Source organism: Kitasatospora sp. NPDC058965 (assembly GCF_042741245.1).
Taxonomy (GTDB): Bacteria; Actinomycetota; Actinomycetes; order Streptomycetales; family Streptomycetaceae; genus Kitasatospora.
This window is the reverse complement of sequence record NZ_JBHYKG010000215.1, coordinates 1-14,640: the sequence shown is the minus strand read 5'-3', so window position 1 is coordinate 14,640 and position 14,640 is coordinate 1. Positions and strand designations below refer to the sequence as shown.

Annotated in this window: 10 protein-coding genes; 8 read left to right on the top strand and 2 right to left on the bottom strand. The window is 75.1% G+C overall.

From position 1 onward, the window contains the following. The first annotated feature begins 113 nt into the window (after positions 1 to 113). From ACFW1A_RS28360 to ACFW1A_RS28350, 3 genes are all read left to right on the top strand, one after another. Entirely contained in the window at positions 114 to 1,379 is a 1,266-nt protein-coding gene (locus ACFW1A_RS28360) for a hypothetical protein (protein ID WP_380413494.1), read from the top strand. 64 nt (positions 1,380 to 1,443) lie between these two features. Beyond that, positions 1,444 to 4,029: a DNA helicase PcrA gene (pcrA, locus tag ACFW1A_RS28355; RefSeq protein ID WP_380413492.1), complete on the top strand. Its 2,586-nt coding sequence runs from the start codon at positions 1,444 to 1,446 to the stop codon at positions 4,027 to 4,029. A 133-nt stretch (positions 4,030 to 4,162) separates the two neighbouring features. Then, positions 4,163 to 4,570, top strand: a complete 408-nt coding sequence (locus ACFW1A_RS28350; protein ID WP_380413490.1) for a cobalamin B12-binding domain-containing protein — start codon at positions 4,163 to 4,165, stop codon at positions 4,568 to 4,570. 28 nt (positions 4,571 to 4,598) lie between these two features. Here the strand turns inward: ACFW1A_RS28350 and ACFW1A_RS28345 are convergent, their stop codons facing one another. After that, the gene (locus ACFW1A_RS28345; protein WP_380413488.1) at positions 4,599 to 6,185 is read right to left on the bottom strand and encodes a DUF5691 domain-containing protein; all 1,587 of its coding nucleotides are present in this window, start codon (positions 6,183 to 6,185) and stop codon (positions 4,599 to 4,601) included. After that, positions 6,182 to 7,138, bottom strand: a complete 957-nt coding sequence (locus ACFW1A_RS28340) for an SWIM zinc finger family protein (RefSeq protein WP_380413486.1) — start codon at positions 7,136 to 7,138, stop codon at positions 6,182 to 6,184. The genes ACFW1A_RS28345 and ACFW1A_RS28340 overlap by 4 nt, the downstream gene beginning before the upstream one ends. A gap of 228 nt (positions 7,139 to 7,366) precedes the next feature. On the opposite strand from ACFW1A_RS28340, the gene ACFW1A_RS28335 reads away from it, so the two are divergent. The 5 genes from ACFW1A_RS28335 to sucD all read left to right on the top strand — a co-directional run bounded on the left by ACFW1A_RS28335 (position 7,367) and on the right by sucD (position 14,450). After that, entirely contained in the window at positions 7,367 to 8,461 is a 1,095-nt protein-coding gene (locus ACFW1A_RS28335; RefSeq protein ID WP_380413484.1) for an AAA family ATPase, read from the top strand. 107 nt (positions 8,462 to 8,568) lie between these two features. Beyond that, the gene (locus tag ACFW1A_RS28330) at positions 8,569 to 10,896 is read left to right on the top strand and encodes a DUF5682 family protein (protein ID WP_380413482.1); all 2,328 of its coding nucleotides are present in this window, start codon (positions 8,569 to 8,571) and stop codon (positions 10,894 to 10,896) included. A 40-nt stretch (positions 10,897 to 10,936) separates the two neighbouring features. Beyond that, complete coding sequence (locus ACFW1A_RS28325) at positions 10,937 to 12,094, top strand: VWA domain-containing protein (RefSeq protein WP_380413480.1); 1,158 nt, start codon at positions 10,937 to 10,939, stop codon at positions 12,092 to 12,094. A 282-nt stretch (positions 12,095 to 12,376) separates the two neighbouring features. Next, positions 12,377 to 13,552, top strand: coding sequence for an ADP-forming succinate--CoA ligase subunit beta (gene sucC / locus ACFW1A_RS28320; RefSeq protein WP_380413478.1), 1,176 nt, complete (start codon positions 12,377 to 12,379; stop codon positions 13,550 to 13,552). Positions 13,553 to 13,568: 16 nt separating this feature from the next. Next, positions 13,569 to 14,450 carry a succinate--CoA ligase subunit alpha gene (sucD, locus tag ACFW1A_RS28315; RefSeq protein ID WP_035848296.1) on the top strand — a complete coding sequence of 294 codons (882 nt, stop codon included), beginning with the start codon at positions 13,569 to 13,571 and terminating at the stop codon, positions 14,448 to 14,450. Positions 14,451 to 14,640: the final 190 nt, after the last annotated feature.

Here is a 14,640-nt window from a genome sequence, read left to right as displayed (position 1 = left end):
CCCGCAACGGGTGGTCCGGGCCGCTCGCCGTTCCCGATCGCCCGGCCGCGCACCGGCCGGCAGCACGCACACCCAGGACACCACCAGCCACGCGCCTACGGGGGGAACCACCCATGAGTGCCATAGCCGGCGCGGTCGCGACCGACCGTCCCGAGTCGGGTCGCGACGCGGCCGAACCGCCCGCCCCGGCCAAGGGCCTGACCGGCCGTCTGGCCGCCGGGGCGCGCCGCTTCGGGCCGGCCCTGGGCACCTACGGCGTGGTGAAGCTCAGCGGCTTCCTGGTCTTCATGTGGCTGCTGCACTTCTCCGGCGACTACCGCAAGAAGCCGCTCGGCATGGGCTACGGCGCCCGGCCGTGGGACGTGCTGGGCACCTGGGACGCCCGGTCCTACATGGACATCGCCACCAACGGCTACCACCCCCAGGTGCTGCCGCCGCACTCGGGCCTGGCCGGCGTCCAGATGAACACCGCGGCGTTCTTCCCGCTCTACCCGGCGGTGATGCGGGCGGTCATGGAGTGCACCGGCCTCGGCGCGTACGGCGCCGGCGTGCTGGTCGCGGTGGTCTCCTCGTTCGTCGCCGCCGCGGGCATCTTCGCCGTCACCTCGCTGCTGGGCGGGGCCCGGGCGGGCGTCGTCGCGGCGGGCCTGTGGGCGCTGGTGCCGGGCTCCGGGGTCGAGTGGGCCGTCTACTCCGACTCGCTCTACGTGGCGGTCGCCGCCTGGGCGCTGTACCACCTGATGCGGCGCCACTGGATCACCGCCGGGCTGCTGACACTGGTGTCGGGCTTCAACCGGCCGACCTCCGCGGCGCTGATCGCCGCGGTCGGGCTGGCCGCGCTGATCGCGCTCTTCCAGCGCCGCGACGGCGTGCTGCGCCCGCTGACCGCGATGCTGATCGCGCCCTGGGGCTTCGTCGGCTACCTGCTCTGGGTGGGCGTGAAGATGCACAACCTCGGCGGCTACTTCATGATCCAGCGGGTCTGGCAGCACTACTTCGACTACGGCCACTTCACGCTGCACGCGATCCCCGAGATCATGATCGGCCGCTACCACTACCTGTGGCCGTTCGCGCTGGCGGACATGATCAGCCTGGGCTGCCTGATCATGCTGCCGATCCTGCTGGTGCTGCTGCTGCGCAAGCGCCCGCCGCTGGCGCTGGTCGTCTACACCCTGCTGACCATCGCCTCGACCGTGCTGAACCAGCAGATCTTCGCCAACATCCCGCGCTACCTGCTGCCGGCCTTCCCGCTGCTGATCCCGCTGGCGATCGGCATGCGCCGGCTCAAGTGGCCGTCGCTGGCCACCGTGCTGCTGGTGCTCGGCTGCGCGGCCGGCTGGTACGCGGGCTTCGTCACCTTCGAGCTCGGCACTCCCTGACCGTCCGGGGCAGTTCCCGGGTGCGGCCGGTTCTGTCGGCGGCGGGCCATAGACTCGAAGGGCCATGAGTAGCCTCTTTGACGACCTCCCGCTGCCCGGCTTCGAGCGCTTCGAGGCCAAGCCCGCCGCCGCGCCGAGCGCGGACCTCGCCGAGGAGCCGCCGCCCGAGGAGGACGACGCGGGCGGCTACGGCTACCCGGACGAGGAGATCCCCGCCGACCTGTTCCGCACCGACTACGCGGCGCAGGACGAGCGCGACGCGTACTACCGCAACGGCGCGCACCGGACCGTGGTGGACCCGGCGCAGCTGCTGGAGGGGATGAACGACCCGCAGCGGGAGGCGGTGCTGCACGCCGGCTCGCCGCTGCTGATCGTGGCCGGCGCCGGTTCCGGCAAGACCCGGGTGCTGACCCACCGGATCGCCCACCTGCTGGGCGCCCGCGGGGTGCAGCCGGGCGAGATCCTCGCCATCACCTTCACCAACAAGGCCGCCGGCGAGATGCGCGAGCGGGTGGAGCAGCTGGTCGGGCCGCGGGCCCGGGCGATGTGGGTCTCCACCTTCCACAGCGCCTGCGTGCGGATCCTGCGCCGGGAGAGCAAGCGGCTCGGCTTCACCTCCAGCTTCTCGATCTACGACTCGGCGGACTCGCAGCGCCTGATGGCCCTGGTCTGCCGCGACCTGGACCTGGACCCCAAGCAGTTCCCGCCGAAGTCCTTCACGGCCAAGGTCTCCAACCTCAAGAACGAGCTGATCGACGAGGAGAGCTACGCCGGCCAGGCCGCCAACCCGATGGAGCGCAAGCTGGCCGAGGCCTACGCGCTCTACCAGGCCCGGCTGCGCGAGGCGAACGCGCTCGACTTCGACGACATCATCATGACCACCGTCCACCTGCTGCAGGCCTTCCCGGACGTGGCCGAGCACTACCGGCGGCGGTTCCGGCACATCCTGGTGGACGAGTACCAGGACACCAACCACGCCCAGTACACCCTGGTGCGCGAGCTCACCGGCGGCGCGGCGGGCAGCGCCCCCCGGCGCACGGTGGACGGGGAGTTCGTCAACCCGGCGCAGGCGGGCCTGGCCGAGGTCCCGGCGGCCGAGCTGTGCGTGGTGGGCGACGCGGACCAGTCGATCTACGCCTTCCGCGGCGCGACCATCCGCAACATCCTCCAGTTCGAGGAGGACTACCCGGACGCCACCACGATCCTGCTGGAGCAGAACTACCGCTCCACCCAGACCATCCTGTCCGCGGCCAACGCGGTGATCGAGCGCAACGCCAACCGGCGCGAGAAGAAGCTCTGGACGGCCGGCGACGACGGCGAGAAGGTGGTCGGCTTCGTCGCCGACGACGAGCACGGCGAGGCCCAGTTCATCGCCGAGGAGATCGACCGGCTCACCGACGCGGGCGACGCCCGCCCGGGCGACGTGGCGATCTTCTACCGGACCAACGCCCAGTCCCGGGTGTTCGAGGAGGTGTTCATCCGGGTCGGCCTGCCGTACAAGGTGGTCGGCGGGGTGCGGTTCTACGAGCGGCGCGAGGTCCGGGACGTGCTGGCCTACCTGCGGGTGCTGGCCAACCCCGAGGACACCGTGCCGCTGCGCCGGATCCTCAACGTGCCCAAGCGCGGCATCGGCGACCGGGCCGAGGCGATGGTCGAGGCGCTGGCCGCCCGCGAGCGGATCTCGTTCGCCCAGGCGCTGCTGCGGGTGGACGAGGCCTACGGGATGGCCGCGCGGTCGGCGAACGCGGTGAAGAAGTTCAACGCGCTGCTGGCCTCGCTGCGCCAGGTGGTCGAGTCGGGCGCGGGCCCGGCCGCGATCCTGGAGGCGGTGCTGGAGGAGACCGGCTACCTGGCCGAACTGCAGTCCTCCACCGACCCGCAGGACGAGACCCGGGTGGAGAACCTGCAGGAGCTGGCCAGCGTCGCGCTGGAGTACGAGCAGGACCCGGGCGAGCGGCCGGACGCGGGCGAGGACGGCGCGCCGCCGGTCGGCTCGCTGGCCGACTTCCTGGAGCGGGTGGCGCTGGTCGCCGACAGCGACCAGATCCCCGACGACGAGGAGGGGCAGGGCGTCATCACGATGATGACCCTGCACACCGCCAAGGGGCTGGAGTTCCCGGTGGTCTTCCTGACCGGCATGGAGGACGGGATCTTCCCGCACATGCGGGCGCTCAGCCAGGTCAAGGAGCTGGAGGAGGAGCGGCGGCTGGCCTACGTCGGGCTGACCCGGGCCCGCCGGCGGCTCTACCTGACCCGCAGCGTGCTGCGCAGTGCCTGGGGCCAGCCGGCCTACAACCCGGCCTCGCGGTTCCTGGAGGAGATCCCGGCCGAGCTGGTCGACTGGAAGGGCAACGCGGCCAAGGCGCAGGCCGCACGGCCGCTGACCGTCGGCGGGTCCCGCGGCGGTGGCGGCGGCGGCTTCAGCTCGCAGGGCCCGAAGGCGGGTTGGGGCAAGTCGGCGCGGTCGGCCGTGACCGAGCGCGAGGTGGTCGCGCTGGCCGTGGGCGACCGGGTCAGCCACGACAAGTTCGGGCTGGGCACGGTGGCCCAGGTCGAGGGCGCGGGCGACCGGGCGAAGGCGACCATCGACTTCGGCACCGAGGGCCGGAAGGTGCTGCTGCTGCGGTACGCCCCGGTGGAGAAGCTCTGAGCCGCCCCGGGCCCGCCGGTGGGGCCGACCGGCTGTGATTTTCCCCTCGCTTTGGTCGCGGGCGGGCGGGCCCGGAGGGCGGGGCGCTACCCTCCCCTCAGATCGGTTATCGCTGGTTAACGTGGAGGCTGTGATGGGTGTGTCGGGCCCGATCCGGGTGGTGGTCGCCAAGCCGGGGCTGGACGGTCACGACCGGGGCGCGAAGGTGATCGCGCGCGCCCTGCGAGACGCCGGCATGGAGGTGATCTACACCGGCCTGCACCAGACCCCGGAGCAGGTGGTGGACACCGCGATCCAGGAGGACGCGGACGGGATCGGCCTGTCGATCCTCTCCGGCGCCCACATGACGCTCTGCGCCCGGGTGATCGAGCTGCTGAAGGAGCGGGACGCGGCGGACATCAAGGTGTTCTGCGGCGGCATCATCCCGGAGGCCGACATCACCGAGCTGAAGGCGATGGGCGTGGCCGACATCTTCACCCCCGGCACGTCGACCCGCGACGTGGTCGCCTGGGTCGCGGCCAACCTGCGCCAGGCCGGCTGACCGCCCCGACGCACCCGACCGGCCGGGCTCAACCGTCGAGCTCGGCCAGCATCGCCGCGCGGAACTGCAGGGTGCCGGCCAGCCGGGCGAAGGTCTCGGCCCAGGCGGTGTCCGGGGCCGCGTCGGCGGCCAGCGCCGCGACGGCGGGCGCCGCGGCCGGGGAGAGCGAACGCTCCGTCAGGCCGAGCACCCCGCTGTGGCTCCACGGGTAGGAGCCGGCGCTCGCCGCCCGCTCCAGCGCGGCCACCACGGCGGTGCTCAGCGGCGGTGTCCACGGCACCGCGCAGGCGCCGAGCAGCTGGAAGGCGTCGCCCAGCCCGTGGCTGCGCAGGAAGGCGGCCGTCCAGGCGGCCCGTTCCGCGGCCGGCAGCACCGCCAGCAGCTTGGCCGGCGCGCCCTCGAAGACCCGGCGGGCCCGCCGCGGCACCGGCCCGAGCAGCACCCGGGCCCACGGTGCGTCGTGCTGGCGCACCGCCGCCCGGGCCCAGGCCTCGCGCAGCTCGGCCTGCCAGCCGCCGCCGGCCGCCGGACCGGGAGGCTCCCGCACCCCGTCCGCGGCGTCCCGCACCGGCAGCGCGAGCAACTGGGCGGGGGTCAGCGCGAAGGCCGCGGTCCAGGTGTCCAGCGGGGTGGCGGCGAGCACCTCGCCCAGCCACCAGGCCCGTTCGTCGCGCCCGGTGGGGGACTCGGGCGCGATCCCGTCCCGCCGCATCCCCTCGTCGCAGCCGCTCGGCGCGGTGACCAGCAGGTGGCTGCCGTCGGCGGCCAGGGCCACCGAGGCGAGCGCCCGCCCGGCCATCCGGGCGCCGAGCGCGGAGCCGGGCAGGCCGGAGAGCAGCTCGGCGGCGGTGGCCCGGACGCCCGCGCTGCGGTCGCCCAGCGCCGCCTCCAGGAACTCCTCGTCCGCGGGGCCGAGCCCGTCCTGCAGCGCGTCCAGGAAGAGCAGCCGGTCCTCGGCCCGCTCGCTCGGCCAACTGGACCGCAGCAGCGCCAGCGCCGCGGCCGGGTCGGTCCGGCGCAGCCGGGTGAGCTGGGTGACCCGCTCGGCGAACAGGCCCTCCTGCCAGATCCGTTCGGGTGCGGTCGGGCCCTCGGCGCCGACCGTGCGCAGCAGGTAGCGCCACTCGGGGTTGCGTTCGGCCAGCCAGTGGCCCAGCGGTCCGGTCACCGCCACCACGTCGCCGCGCAGTTCGCTGCGCGAGCGGGCGGTGTCCAGCAGCACCGGGACCAGTGCGGCCGGCGGCCGGTAGCCGCGCCGGCGGACCTCGGCCAGCCACTGCGGCAGCAGCTCGACCAGGTTGGCCGCCCCCGGCCGGCCGGCCCGGCCGGCCAGCAGGACCCGCAGCCGGTCGGCGGCGGCGGCCGGCACCGGGGGCCGCGGGTCGGCGGCCGCGGGCACCGGGGTGCGCGGGGCGGGCGGTGCCAGCAGGCCGGCCCGGTGGCGCACCACGGCCAGTGCGGCGAGCTCCAGCAGGGCGGCGGCCGGATCGGTGCGGTCCACCTCGGCGGCCGCGGCGGCCAGCGCGGGGGAGCCGGCGAGCTCGGGCAGCGGACGGCGGTCGGTGCCGAGCAGCGCGGTGGACTGCAGGTGCGCCCAGTCCTGAGCGGTCGTCATGCCGGTACTCCGATCGGATCGCCCCGTTCGTCCCAGACCGTGACCGGGTCGAAGCCCTGGTGGCCGCACTCGCCGAAGACCGTGACCGGGCGACCGCCGGAGACGGCGGCCAGCCGCCACAGCCCGGCCTCGCCGCCGGCCGGCGGGCGCACCGGCAGCGCGTGCCGACCGTCCGTCAGCCGCCAGCCGTGCGGGTCGGGCAACGGGACCACGCCGGCCAGGACCACGGGCCAGGACTCGGTCCAGGGGTCGGCGGCGACCGCCTCGCCGTAGGCGGCGGGGGCGGCGGCCACGGGTCGGCCCGGCGGGGCGGCGGGCACCCGCTCCGGGGCGCCGTGGCAGCGGCCGAGCACCGCCCGCAGCGGCCGGGCGGCCGGGTGGAACGCGAGGTCGGCCTCCAGCAGGTGGCCGGTGGGCAGCGCCGGGGCCGACCCGCGGCCGGGGCGGCCGTGGTCGACCAGCAGCGCGGCGCGCCCGCTCCGGGTGCCGCGCAGCCAGGTCCGCCGGGTGGTCAGCGGCTCCTGGACCAGCTCGCGGCTGCCGAGCACCAGCCAGTGGTCCCGCACGGTGGGCCCGGCGAGCAGCGCGGCGGTGTCCTGGGTGAAGCCGACCCGGCCGCGCACGGTGGCGGCCAACGGGTCGGGCAGTTCGTCGACCCGCCGGTAGGCGGTGGCCAGCAGGTGCAGCAGGGCGTGCCCGGCCAGCCGCCCGTCGACCGGGAGGGCGGCCAACTCCCGTGCCGATGCCGCCAGTCCGGGCGCCTGGGCGTCGACCATCCGGGCTGCCAGCCGCTCCCAGCCGGCCGGGTCGGACTCGGCCAGCCCGGCCCGCACCCGGTCGGCCAGGTGCAGGCGCAGTTCCTCGGCGCCGGCGGCCACCCGGGCGGCCCGCCGCTCGGCCCGCCGGGCCGCGGCGAGCGGGTCGGCGGGCCCGCTGTTCCTGCGTTCCTCCATGCTTCGCACGCTAGGACGGGGGACTGACAGTGGGTCAGGGACGGGCCCGGCGGCGCCCGGGGCGGCCCCGCACGGTCGGTCCGGGGTTGTCAGTGCTCCCCGGCATGCTGGTTCTCACCGGGGCGCCGTGACCGTTCGCACCCCCGGTGATCTGCGCTGATGCTCCCTGACACCCCACCGCCACGGCACCCGTGCGTCCCGTGGCGGGCGACGAGACGGAGCCTTCGAATGAGTGATGAGCCGACCGGTCAGGTCCTGCGGGCGCACGCCGAGGAGACGTTCGCCGAGGAACTGGCCGCGCTGGAGCGGCAGGACGACCGGCCCCGGCCCGCGCGCTGGCGGCTGTCGCCCTGGGCGGTGGCGACCTACCTGCTGGGCGGCGCGCTGCCGGACGGCACGGTGGTCTCGCCCAAGTACGTGGGGCCGCGCCGGCTGGTCGAGGTGGCGGTGGCGACGCTGGCCACCGACCGGGCGCTGCTGCTGCTCGGCGTGCCGGGCACCGCCAAGACCTGGGTCTCCGAGCACCTGGCCGCCGCGATCAGCGGGGACTCCACGCTGCTGGTGCAGGGCACCGCCGGCACCGGGGAGGAGTCGGTGCGGTACGGCTGGAACTACGCGCGGCTGCTCGCCGAGGGGCCCAGCCGGGCCGCCCTGGTGCCGTCGCCGGTGCTCCGGGGGATGGCCGAGGGCAAGCTCGTCCGGGTCGAGGAGCTCACCCGGATCCCGCCCGACGTGCAGGACAGCCTGATCACCGTGCTGTCGGAAAAAGCGTTGCCGATACCGGAGTTGAGCGGCGAGACTCAGGCTGTCCGCGGGTTCAACCTGATCGCCACCGCCAACGATCGCGACCGCGGGGTCAACGAACTCTCCAGTGCGCTGCGCCGCCGTTTCAGCACGGTGGTGCTGCCGCTGCCCGCGACGCTCGACGAGGAGGTCGAGATCGTCGCGCGGCGGGTCGGGCAGCTCGGCCGCGCGCTGGAACTGCCCGCACCGCCGGGCGGCGCGCAGGAGATCCGACGGGTCGTCACGGTCTTCCGCGAGCTGCGCGAGGGCGTCACGGCCGACGGTCGCACCAAGGTCAGGACACCCACCGGCACCCTTTCCACCGCCGAGGCGATCTCGGTGGTCACCCACGGTCTCGCGCTCGCCGCGCACTTCGGCGACGGTGTGCTGCGCGCCCGGGACCTGGCGGCCGGGGTGCTCGGCGCGGTGGTCCGCGACCTGACGGCGGACGGCGCGGTGTGGCGGGAGTACCGCGAGGGCGTGCTGCGGGAGCGGACCGACTGGCAGGACTTCTACCGGGCGGCCTGCGAACTGGACTGACACGGCACACCGGTGCCGCGGCCTCGGTCGACCGGACGACGACCGGTCGGCGGACGGGCGACCGGCGGTGCCGGTGATCGAGCGACGAGGAGGAGAGTGAGGCGGAGATGACTGGCGAGGTGACCCTGCTCGGAGTGCGTCACCACGGTCCCGGCTCGGCCCGCGCGGTGGCGTCCGCGCTGACCGCGCTGCGGCCGGACGCGGTGCTGATCGAGGGACCGCCGGAGGCGGACGCGGTGCTCGCCCTGGCGGGGCGGCCGGAGACGGTGCCGCCGGTGGCACTGCTGGTGCACCCGGTGGACGACCCGGCCCGCGCGGCCTGCTGGCCGTTCGCGGCGTTCTCCCCGGAGTGGGTGGCGCTGCGGCACGCGCTGGCGGCCGGGGTGGCGGTGCGGTTCATCGACCTGCCGGCCGCGGCCCGGTTCGCGGTGGCCGAGGAGCCGTCGGCAGCGGCGGAGCCCGACCCGATCGCGCTGCTCGCGGCGGCGGCCGGGCACCCGGACCCGGAGTCCTGGTGGGAGGACGTGGTCGAGCACCGGCTGCCCGGCCGAGACCCGCTGGAGCCGTTCGCCGCGATCGCGGAGGCGATGGGCGAGCTGCGGTCCGGCGATCCGGTCGGCACCCCGGGTTCGCCCGGCGCGGCCCCCGGGCTCGGCGAGCTGCGCGAGGCGCACATGCGCCTGCAGATCCGCGCGGCCCGCCGGGCCGGCCACCGGCGGATCGCCGTGGTCTGCGGTGCCTGGCACGTTCCGGCGCTCGCCGCCCCCCGGGCGGCGGGCGCCGACCGCTTGCTGCTCGCCACCCTGCCCAAGCGGCCCCGGACCGAGACCACCTGGGTGCCGTGGACGCACGGCCGGCTGGCGCTGCGGTCCGGCTACGGCGCCGGGATCGAGTCCCCGGGCTGGTACCAGCACCTCTACGACACCGCCGGCGACCCGGCGGCCCCGGCCCGCTGGTTCGCCCGGGCCGCCGACCTGCTGCGCGCCGCCGACCGCCCGGTCTCCGCCGCCCAGGTGATCGAGGCGGTGCGGCTGGCCGAGACCCTGGCCGCGCTGCGCGGGCGCCCGCTGCCCGGCCTGGCCGAGATGCTGGACGCGGTGCGCGCGGTGCTCTGCGACGGCTCCGAGGTCGCGCTCGCCCTGGTGCGCGAGCAGTTGGTGGTGGGCGAGGCGCTCGGACAGGTGCCGGCCGACGCCCCGGCGGTCCCGCTGCAGCGCGACCTGGCCCGGCTGCAGCGCACCCTGCGGCTGAAGCCCGAACCGCAGGAGCGCGAGCTGGTGCTCGACCTGCGCAAGGAACTGGACGCGGGCCGCTCGCTGCTGCTGCACCGGCTGCGGCTGCTGGAGCTCGACTGGGGGCGGCCGGTGGCCCGGGGCGGCACCGGCACCTTCAAGGAGGTCTGGCGGCTGCGCTGGGAGCCCGGGTTCGCGGTCCGGGCGGTGACGGCGGCCCAGTGGGGGACCACGGTCGAGGGGGCGGCCGCGGGGCGGCTGGCCGGGCTGGCCGAGCGGGCCGCCACCCCCGCCGAGCTGGCCGGACTGGCCGAGCAGTGCCTGCTGACCGAGCTGCCGGCGGCGCTGCCCGCCGTGCTCGCGGCGCTGGCCGACCGGGCCGCGCTGGGCCGGGACACCGCCGCCCTCGCCGACGCGCTGCCCGCCCTGGTGCGGGCGCTGCGGTACGGGGACGTGCGCGGCACCGACCGGGGCGCGCTGGCGCAGGTGGCCCGGGGACTGGCCGAGCGGGTCCGGATCGGCCTGGGTGCGGCCTGCACCGGCCTGGGGGCCGAGGGGGCGGCCGCGATGCGGGACCGGCTGGACGCGGTGCACCGGGCGGTCGGGCTGCTGGCGGCGGGATCCGACGGTCCGTCGGCCGCGCTCGCCGACCGCTGGGCCGAGGCGTTGGCGGGGCTGGTCGACCGGGCTCCGGCCGGCGGGTCGGCCGGCGCGGTGCCCGGACTGCTGCGCGGCCGGGCGGCCAGGCTGCTGCTGGACGACGGGCGGCTCGATGTCGACCGGGCCCGCCGGCAGCTCGGCCTCGCGCTGTCCCGGGCGGGGGAGCCGGCGGACGCGGCCGGCTGGATCGAGGGCTTCCTGGCCGGCGGCGGCGCCCTGCTGCTGCACGACCCGCACCTGCTCGGGCTGCTGGACGACTGGCTGACGGCGGTGCCGGAGGCGGAGTTCGGCGTGCTGCTGCCGGTGCTGCGGCGCGGCTTCGCCGCCCTGGAGCCGGGGGTGCGGCGCGGGATCGGCGCCCGGGTGGCAGCCGGGGGGCCGGTGCGGGGCCCCGCCGCGGACGCCGAGCCGCCGCTCGACCAGCACCGGGCCGACGCCGCGCTGCCCACCGTGCGCCGCCTGCTCGGCCTGCCGGGCCGCGGCCCGGAGCCGGCGGCCCGCCCCCGGATCCCCCGTCAGAGCGACCGCCGGCACGCCGCGTGACACCGGCCCCGTCCCGCCCGCCCGCACCGAGGAGCAGCCCGTGACCCTCCCTCAGACCGCCCGGCAGGACGAGCGGCTGCGCCGCTGGCGCCTGGTGCTCGGCGACGACGGTGCCGACGGCACCGGGCGCCCGCTGAGCGGCCGTGACGCCGGCGTCGACCGCGCGCTGGGCGCCCTCTACCGGGGCGCGCCCGAGGCCGGCGAGGGCCGCCGCCCGGCGGGGCTGGGCGCGGGGGCGCCGCAGCTGGCCCGCTGGCTCGGGGACGTCCGCCGCTACTTCCCCAGCACCGTGGTCCGGCTGCTGCAGCAGGACGCGATCGACCGGCTGGGCCTGGCCCGGCTGCTGCTGGAGCCGGAGATGCTGGCCGCGGTCGAACCGGACGTGCAGCTGGTGGCCGCCCTGCTCGCGCTGCGGCAGGCGCTGCCCGAGACCACCCGGGCCAGCGCCCGGCAGGTGGTGGCCACCGTGGTGGCCGAACTGGAGCGGCGGTTGGCCGAGCGGCTGCGCACCGCCCTGGCCGGCGCTCCGGACCGCGGCGCCCGCAGCCACCGGCCGCGTCCGCGCGACATCGACTGGGACCGCACCGTGCGGGCCAACCTGCAGCACTTCCTGCCGGAGCGCGGCACCGTGGTGCCCGAGCGGCTGGTCGGGCACGCCCGGGCCCGGCACGGCCTCGCCCAGCAGGTGATCCTCTGCGTCGACCAGTCCGGCTCGATGGCGCCCTCGCTGGTGCACGCGGCGGTGTTCGGCGCGGCGCTCGCCTCGATCCGCTCGCTGGACACCCGGCTGGTGGTCTTCGACACCGCGGTGGTCGACCTGACGGAGCATCTGGGGGACCCGGTCGACCTGCTGTTCGCCGCCCAGCTCGGCGGCGGCACCGACATCGACCGGGCGCTGGCCTACTGCGAGTCCCGGATCACCCGTCCGGCGGACACCGTCGTCGTCCTGATCAGTGATCTCTGCGAGGGCGGCAGCCCGGACGGGATGCTGCGCCGGGTGGCCGCGCTGCGCGCCGCCGGGGTGCGGGTGGTGGTGCTGCTGGCGCTGAACGACCAGGGCACCCCGGCCTACGACCAGGAGCGCGCCGACGCGCTCGCCGCCCTTGGCGCGCCCGCCTTCGCCTGCACCCCGGACGCCTTTCCCGACCTGCTGGCCGCCGCGCTCCGGGACCGTCCGCCGGCGGTGCCGCAGGGCTGAGGCGGACGGGCGGACGGACCGGCGCGCGACACGCCAGGACGCACCCGTTGTGACGGTTCTCACCTCGGCGGTACCACTCCCGGGCGAATCAGGCAGGGCCTGCGGGGATAACCTGCCATGCGGACGTGACGCGCGTGTTGATTGACGTGTGCGCCCGTGGCTGTGTGGGCCGCAAGGCCGTTTCTCTGCGTACCCGCACCGCCCCGACGACCCGCAGCGAAGATCCTGCCGTGGCACGCTCGTAGAGACACAATCCGCGACCACGAACAAGGACGAACACACGTGGACCTGTTCGAGTACCAGGCGAGGGACCTCTTCGCCAAGCACGGCGTGCCCGTGCTTGACGGTGATGTCATCGAGACCCCGGAAGCCGCTCGCGCCATCGCCGAGCGCTTCGGCGGACGTGCCGTCGTCAAGGCTCAGGTGAAGGTCGGTGGCCGTGGCAAGGCCGGTGGCGTCAAGCTCGCCGCCGACCCGGCCGACGCCGTCGCCAAGGCCGAGGCGATCCTCGGTATGGACATCAAGGGCCACACCGTTCACAAGGTGATGCTGGCCCAGACCGCGGACATCAAGGACGAGTACTACGTCTCGTTCCTGCTGGACCGCACCAACCGCACCTTCCTGGCGATGGCCAGCGTCGAGGGCGGCGTGGAGATCGAGGTCGTCGCCGAGGAGAACCCCGACGCGCTCGCCAAGATCCCGGTCGACGCCAACGAGGGCTGCACCCCGGAGAAGGCCGCGGAGATCGTCGCCGCCGCCAAGTTCCCGGCCGAGGTCGCCGACCAGGTCGCCGAGGTGCTGCAGAAGCTGTGGACCGTCTTCATCAAGGAGGACGCCACCCTCGTCGAGGTCAACCCGCTGATCAAGTCCGGCGACGGCACGATCATCGCGCTCGACGGCAAGGTCTCGCTGGACGAGAACGCCGAGTTCCGTCAGCCGGAGCACGAGGCGCTCGAGGACAAGGCCGCGGCCAACCCGCTGGAGGCGGCGGCCAAGGCCAAGGGCCTCAACTACGTCAAGCTCGACGGCGAGGTCGGCATCATCGGCAACGGCGCGGGTCTCGTCATGAGCACCCTGGACGTCGTCGCCTACGCCGGTGAGAACCACGGTGGCGTCAAGCCCGCCAACTTCCTCGACATCGGTGGCGGCGCCTCCGCCGAGGTGATGGCGAACGGCCTGGAGATCATCCTGGGCGACACCGACGTCAAGGCCGTCTTCGTCAACGTCTTCGGCGGCATCACCGCGTGCGACGCGGTCGCCAACGGCATCGTGCAGGCGCTGGCGCTGCTCGAGAGCAAGGGCGAGGCGGTCACCAAGCCGCTGGTCGTCCGCCTCGACGGCAACAACGCCGAGCTGGGTCGCAAGATCCTGACCGACGCCAACCACCCGCTGATCGAGCAGGTGGACACCATGGACGGCGCCGCTGACCGCGCCGCCGAGCTGGCCAACGCGAAGTAAGGAAGGGGACTCAATCATGGCTATCTTCCTTACCGAGGACAGCAAGGTCATCGTCCAGGGCATGACCGGCTCCGAGGGCATGAAGCACACCCGCCGCATGCTCGCCTCGGGCACCAAGATCGTCGGCGGCGTGAACCCGCGCAAGGCCGGCACCACGGTGGACGTGGACGGCACCGAGGTGCCCGTCTTCGGCTCGGTCGCCGAGGCGATCGAGAAGACCGGGGCCGACGTCTCCGTCATCTTCGTGCCGCCGGCCTTCACCAAGAGCGCCGTGGTCGAGGCGATCGACGCCGAGATCCCGCTCGCGGTCGTCATCACCGAGGGCGTCCCGGTGCACGACAGCGCCTCGTTCTGGGCCTACGCCGGCGAGAAGGGCAACAAGACCCAGATCATCGGCCCGAACTGCCCCGGCCTGATCTCGCCCGGGAAGTCCAACGCGGGCATCATCCCGGCGGACATCACCAAGGCCGGCAAGATCGGCCTGGTCTCCAAGTCCGGCACGCTGACCTACCAGCTCATGTACGAGCTGCGCGACATCGGCTTCTCCTCGGCCGTCGGCATCGGTGGCGACCCGGTCATCGGCACCACCCACATCGACGCGCTGCGCGCGTTCGAGGCCGACCCGGAGACCGAGATCATCGTGATGATCGGTGAGATCGGTGGCGACGCCGAGGAGCGCGCCGCGGCCTTCATCAAGGAGAACGTGACCAAGCCGGTCGTCGGCTACGTCGCGGGCTTCACCGCCCCCGAGGGCAAGACCATGGGCCACGCCGGTGCCATCGTCTCCGGCTCCTCGGGCACCGCGGCCGCCAAGAAGGAGGCCCTGGAGGCCGCCGGCGTCAAGGTCGGCAAGACCCCCTCCGAGACCGCCCGCCTGGCGCGCGAGCTCATCGGCTGACGCTGATCCAGCGGTAGTCCCACCGCGCCCCGGACCGGTTCACCGGTCCGGGGCGTCGTGCTTGCTGCACCACTCGCTGCGGACCGCGGTGGTCGCCCCCGGCGCGGCCGGCCCGGCGTTGGCCGCCGCCGCGCAGACCTGGTGCGGGCGGGCACCCGGTCCGCGCACCAGGGGGCGGCCGGCCAGGGTG

Excerpts from the sequence above, each read along its gene's own strand:
- ACFW1A_RS28350 (WP_380413490.1), top strand. The coding sequence starts at position 4,163 with ATGGGTGTGTCGGGCCCGATCCGGGTGGTGGTCGCCAAGCCGGGGCTG.
- ACFW1A_RS28360 (WP_380413494.1), top strand. The coding sequence starts at position 114 with ATGAGTGCCATAGCCGGCGCGGTCGCGACCGACCGTCCCGAGTCGGGT.
- ACFW1A_RS28330 (WP_380413482.1), top strand. The coding sequence starts at position 8,569 with ATGACTGGCGAGGTGACCCTGCTCGGAGTGCGTCACCACGGTCCCGGC.
- sucD (WP_035848296.1), top strand. The coding sequence starts at position 13,569 with ATGGCTATCTTCCTTACCGAGGACAGCAAGGTCATCGTCCAGGGCATG.
- ACFW1A_RS28335 (WP_380413484.1), top strand. The coding sequence starts at position 7,367 with ATGAGTGATGAGCCGACCGGTCAGGTCCTGCGGGCGCACGCCGAGGAG.
- ACFW1A_RS28345 (WP_380413488.1), bottom strand. The coding sequence starts at position 6,185 with ATGACGACCGCTCAGGACTGGGCGCACCTGCAGTCCACCGCGCTGCTC.
- ACFW1A_RS28340 (WP_380413486.1), bottom strand. The coding sequence starts at position 7,138 with ATGGAGGAACGCAGGAACAGCGGGCCCGCCGACCCGCTCGCCGCGGCC.
- pcrA (WP_380413492.1), top strand. The coding sequence starts at position 1,444 with ATGAGTAGCCTCTTTGACGACCTCCCGCTGCCCGGCTTCGAGCGCTTC.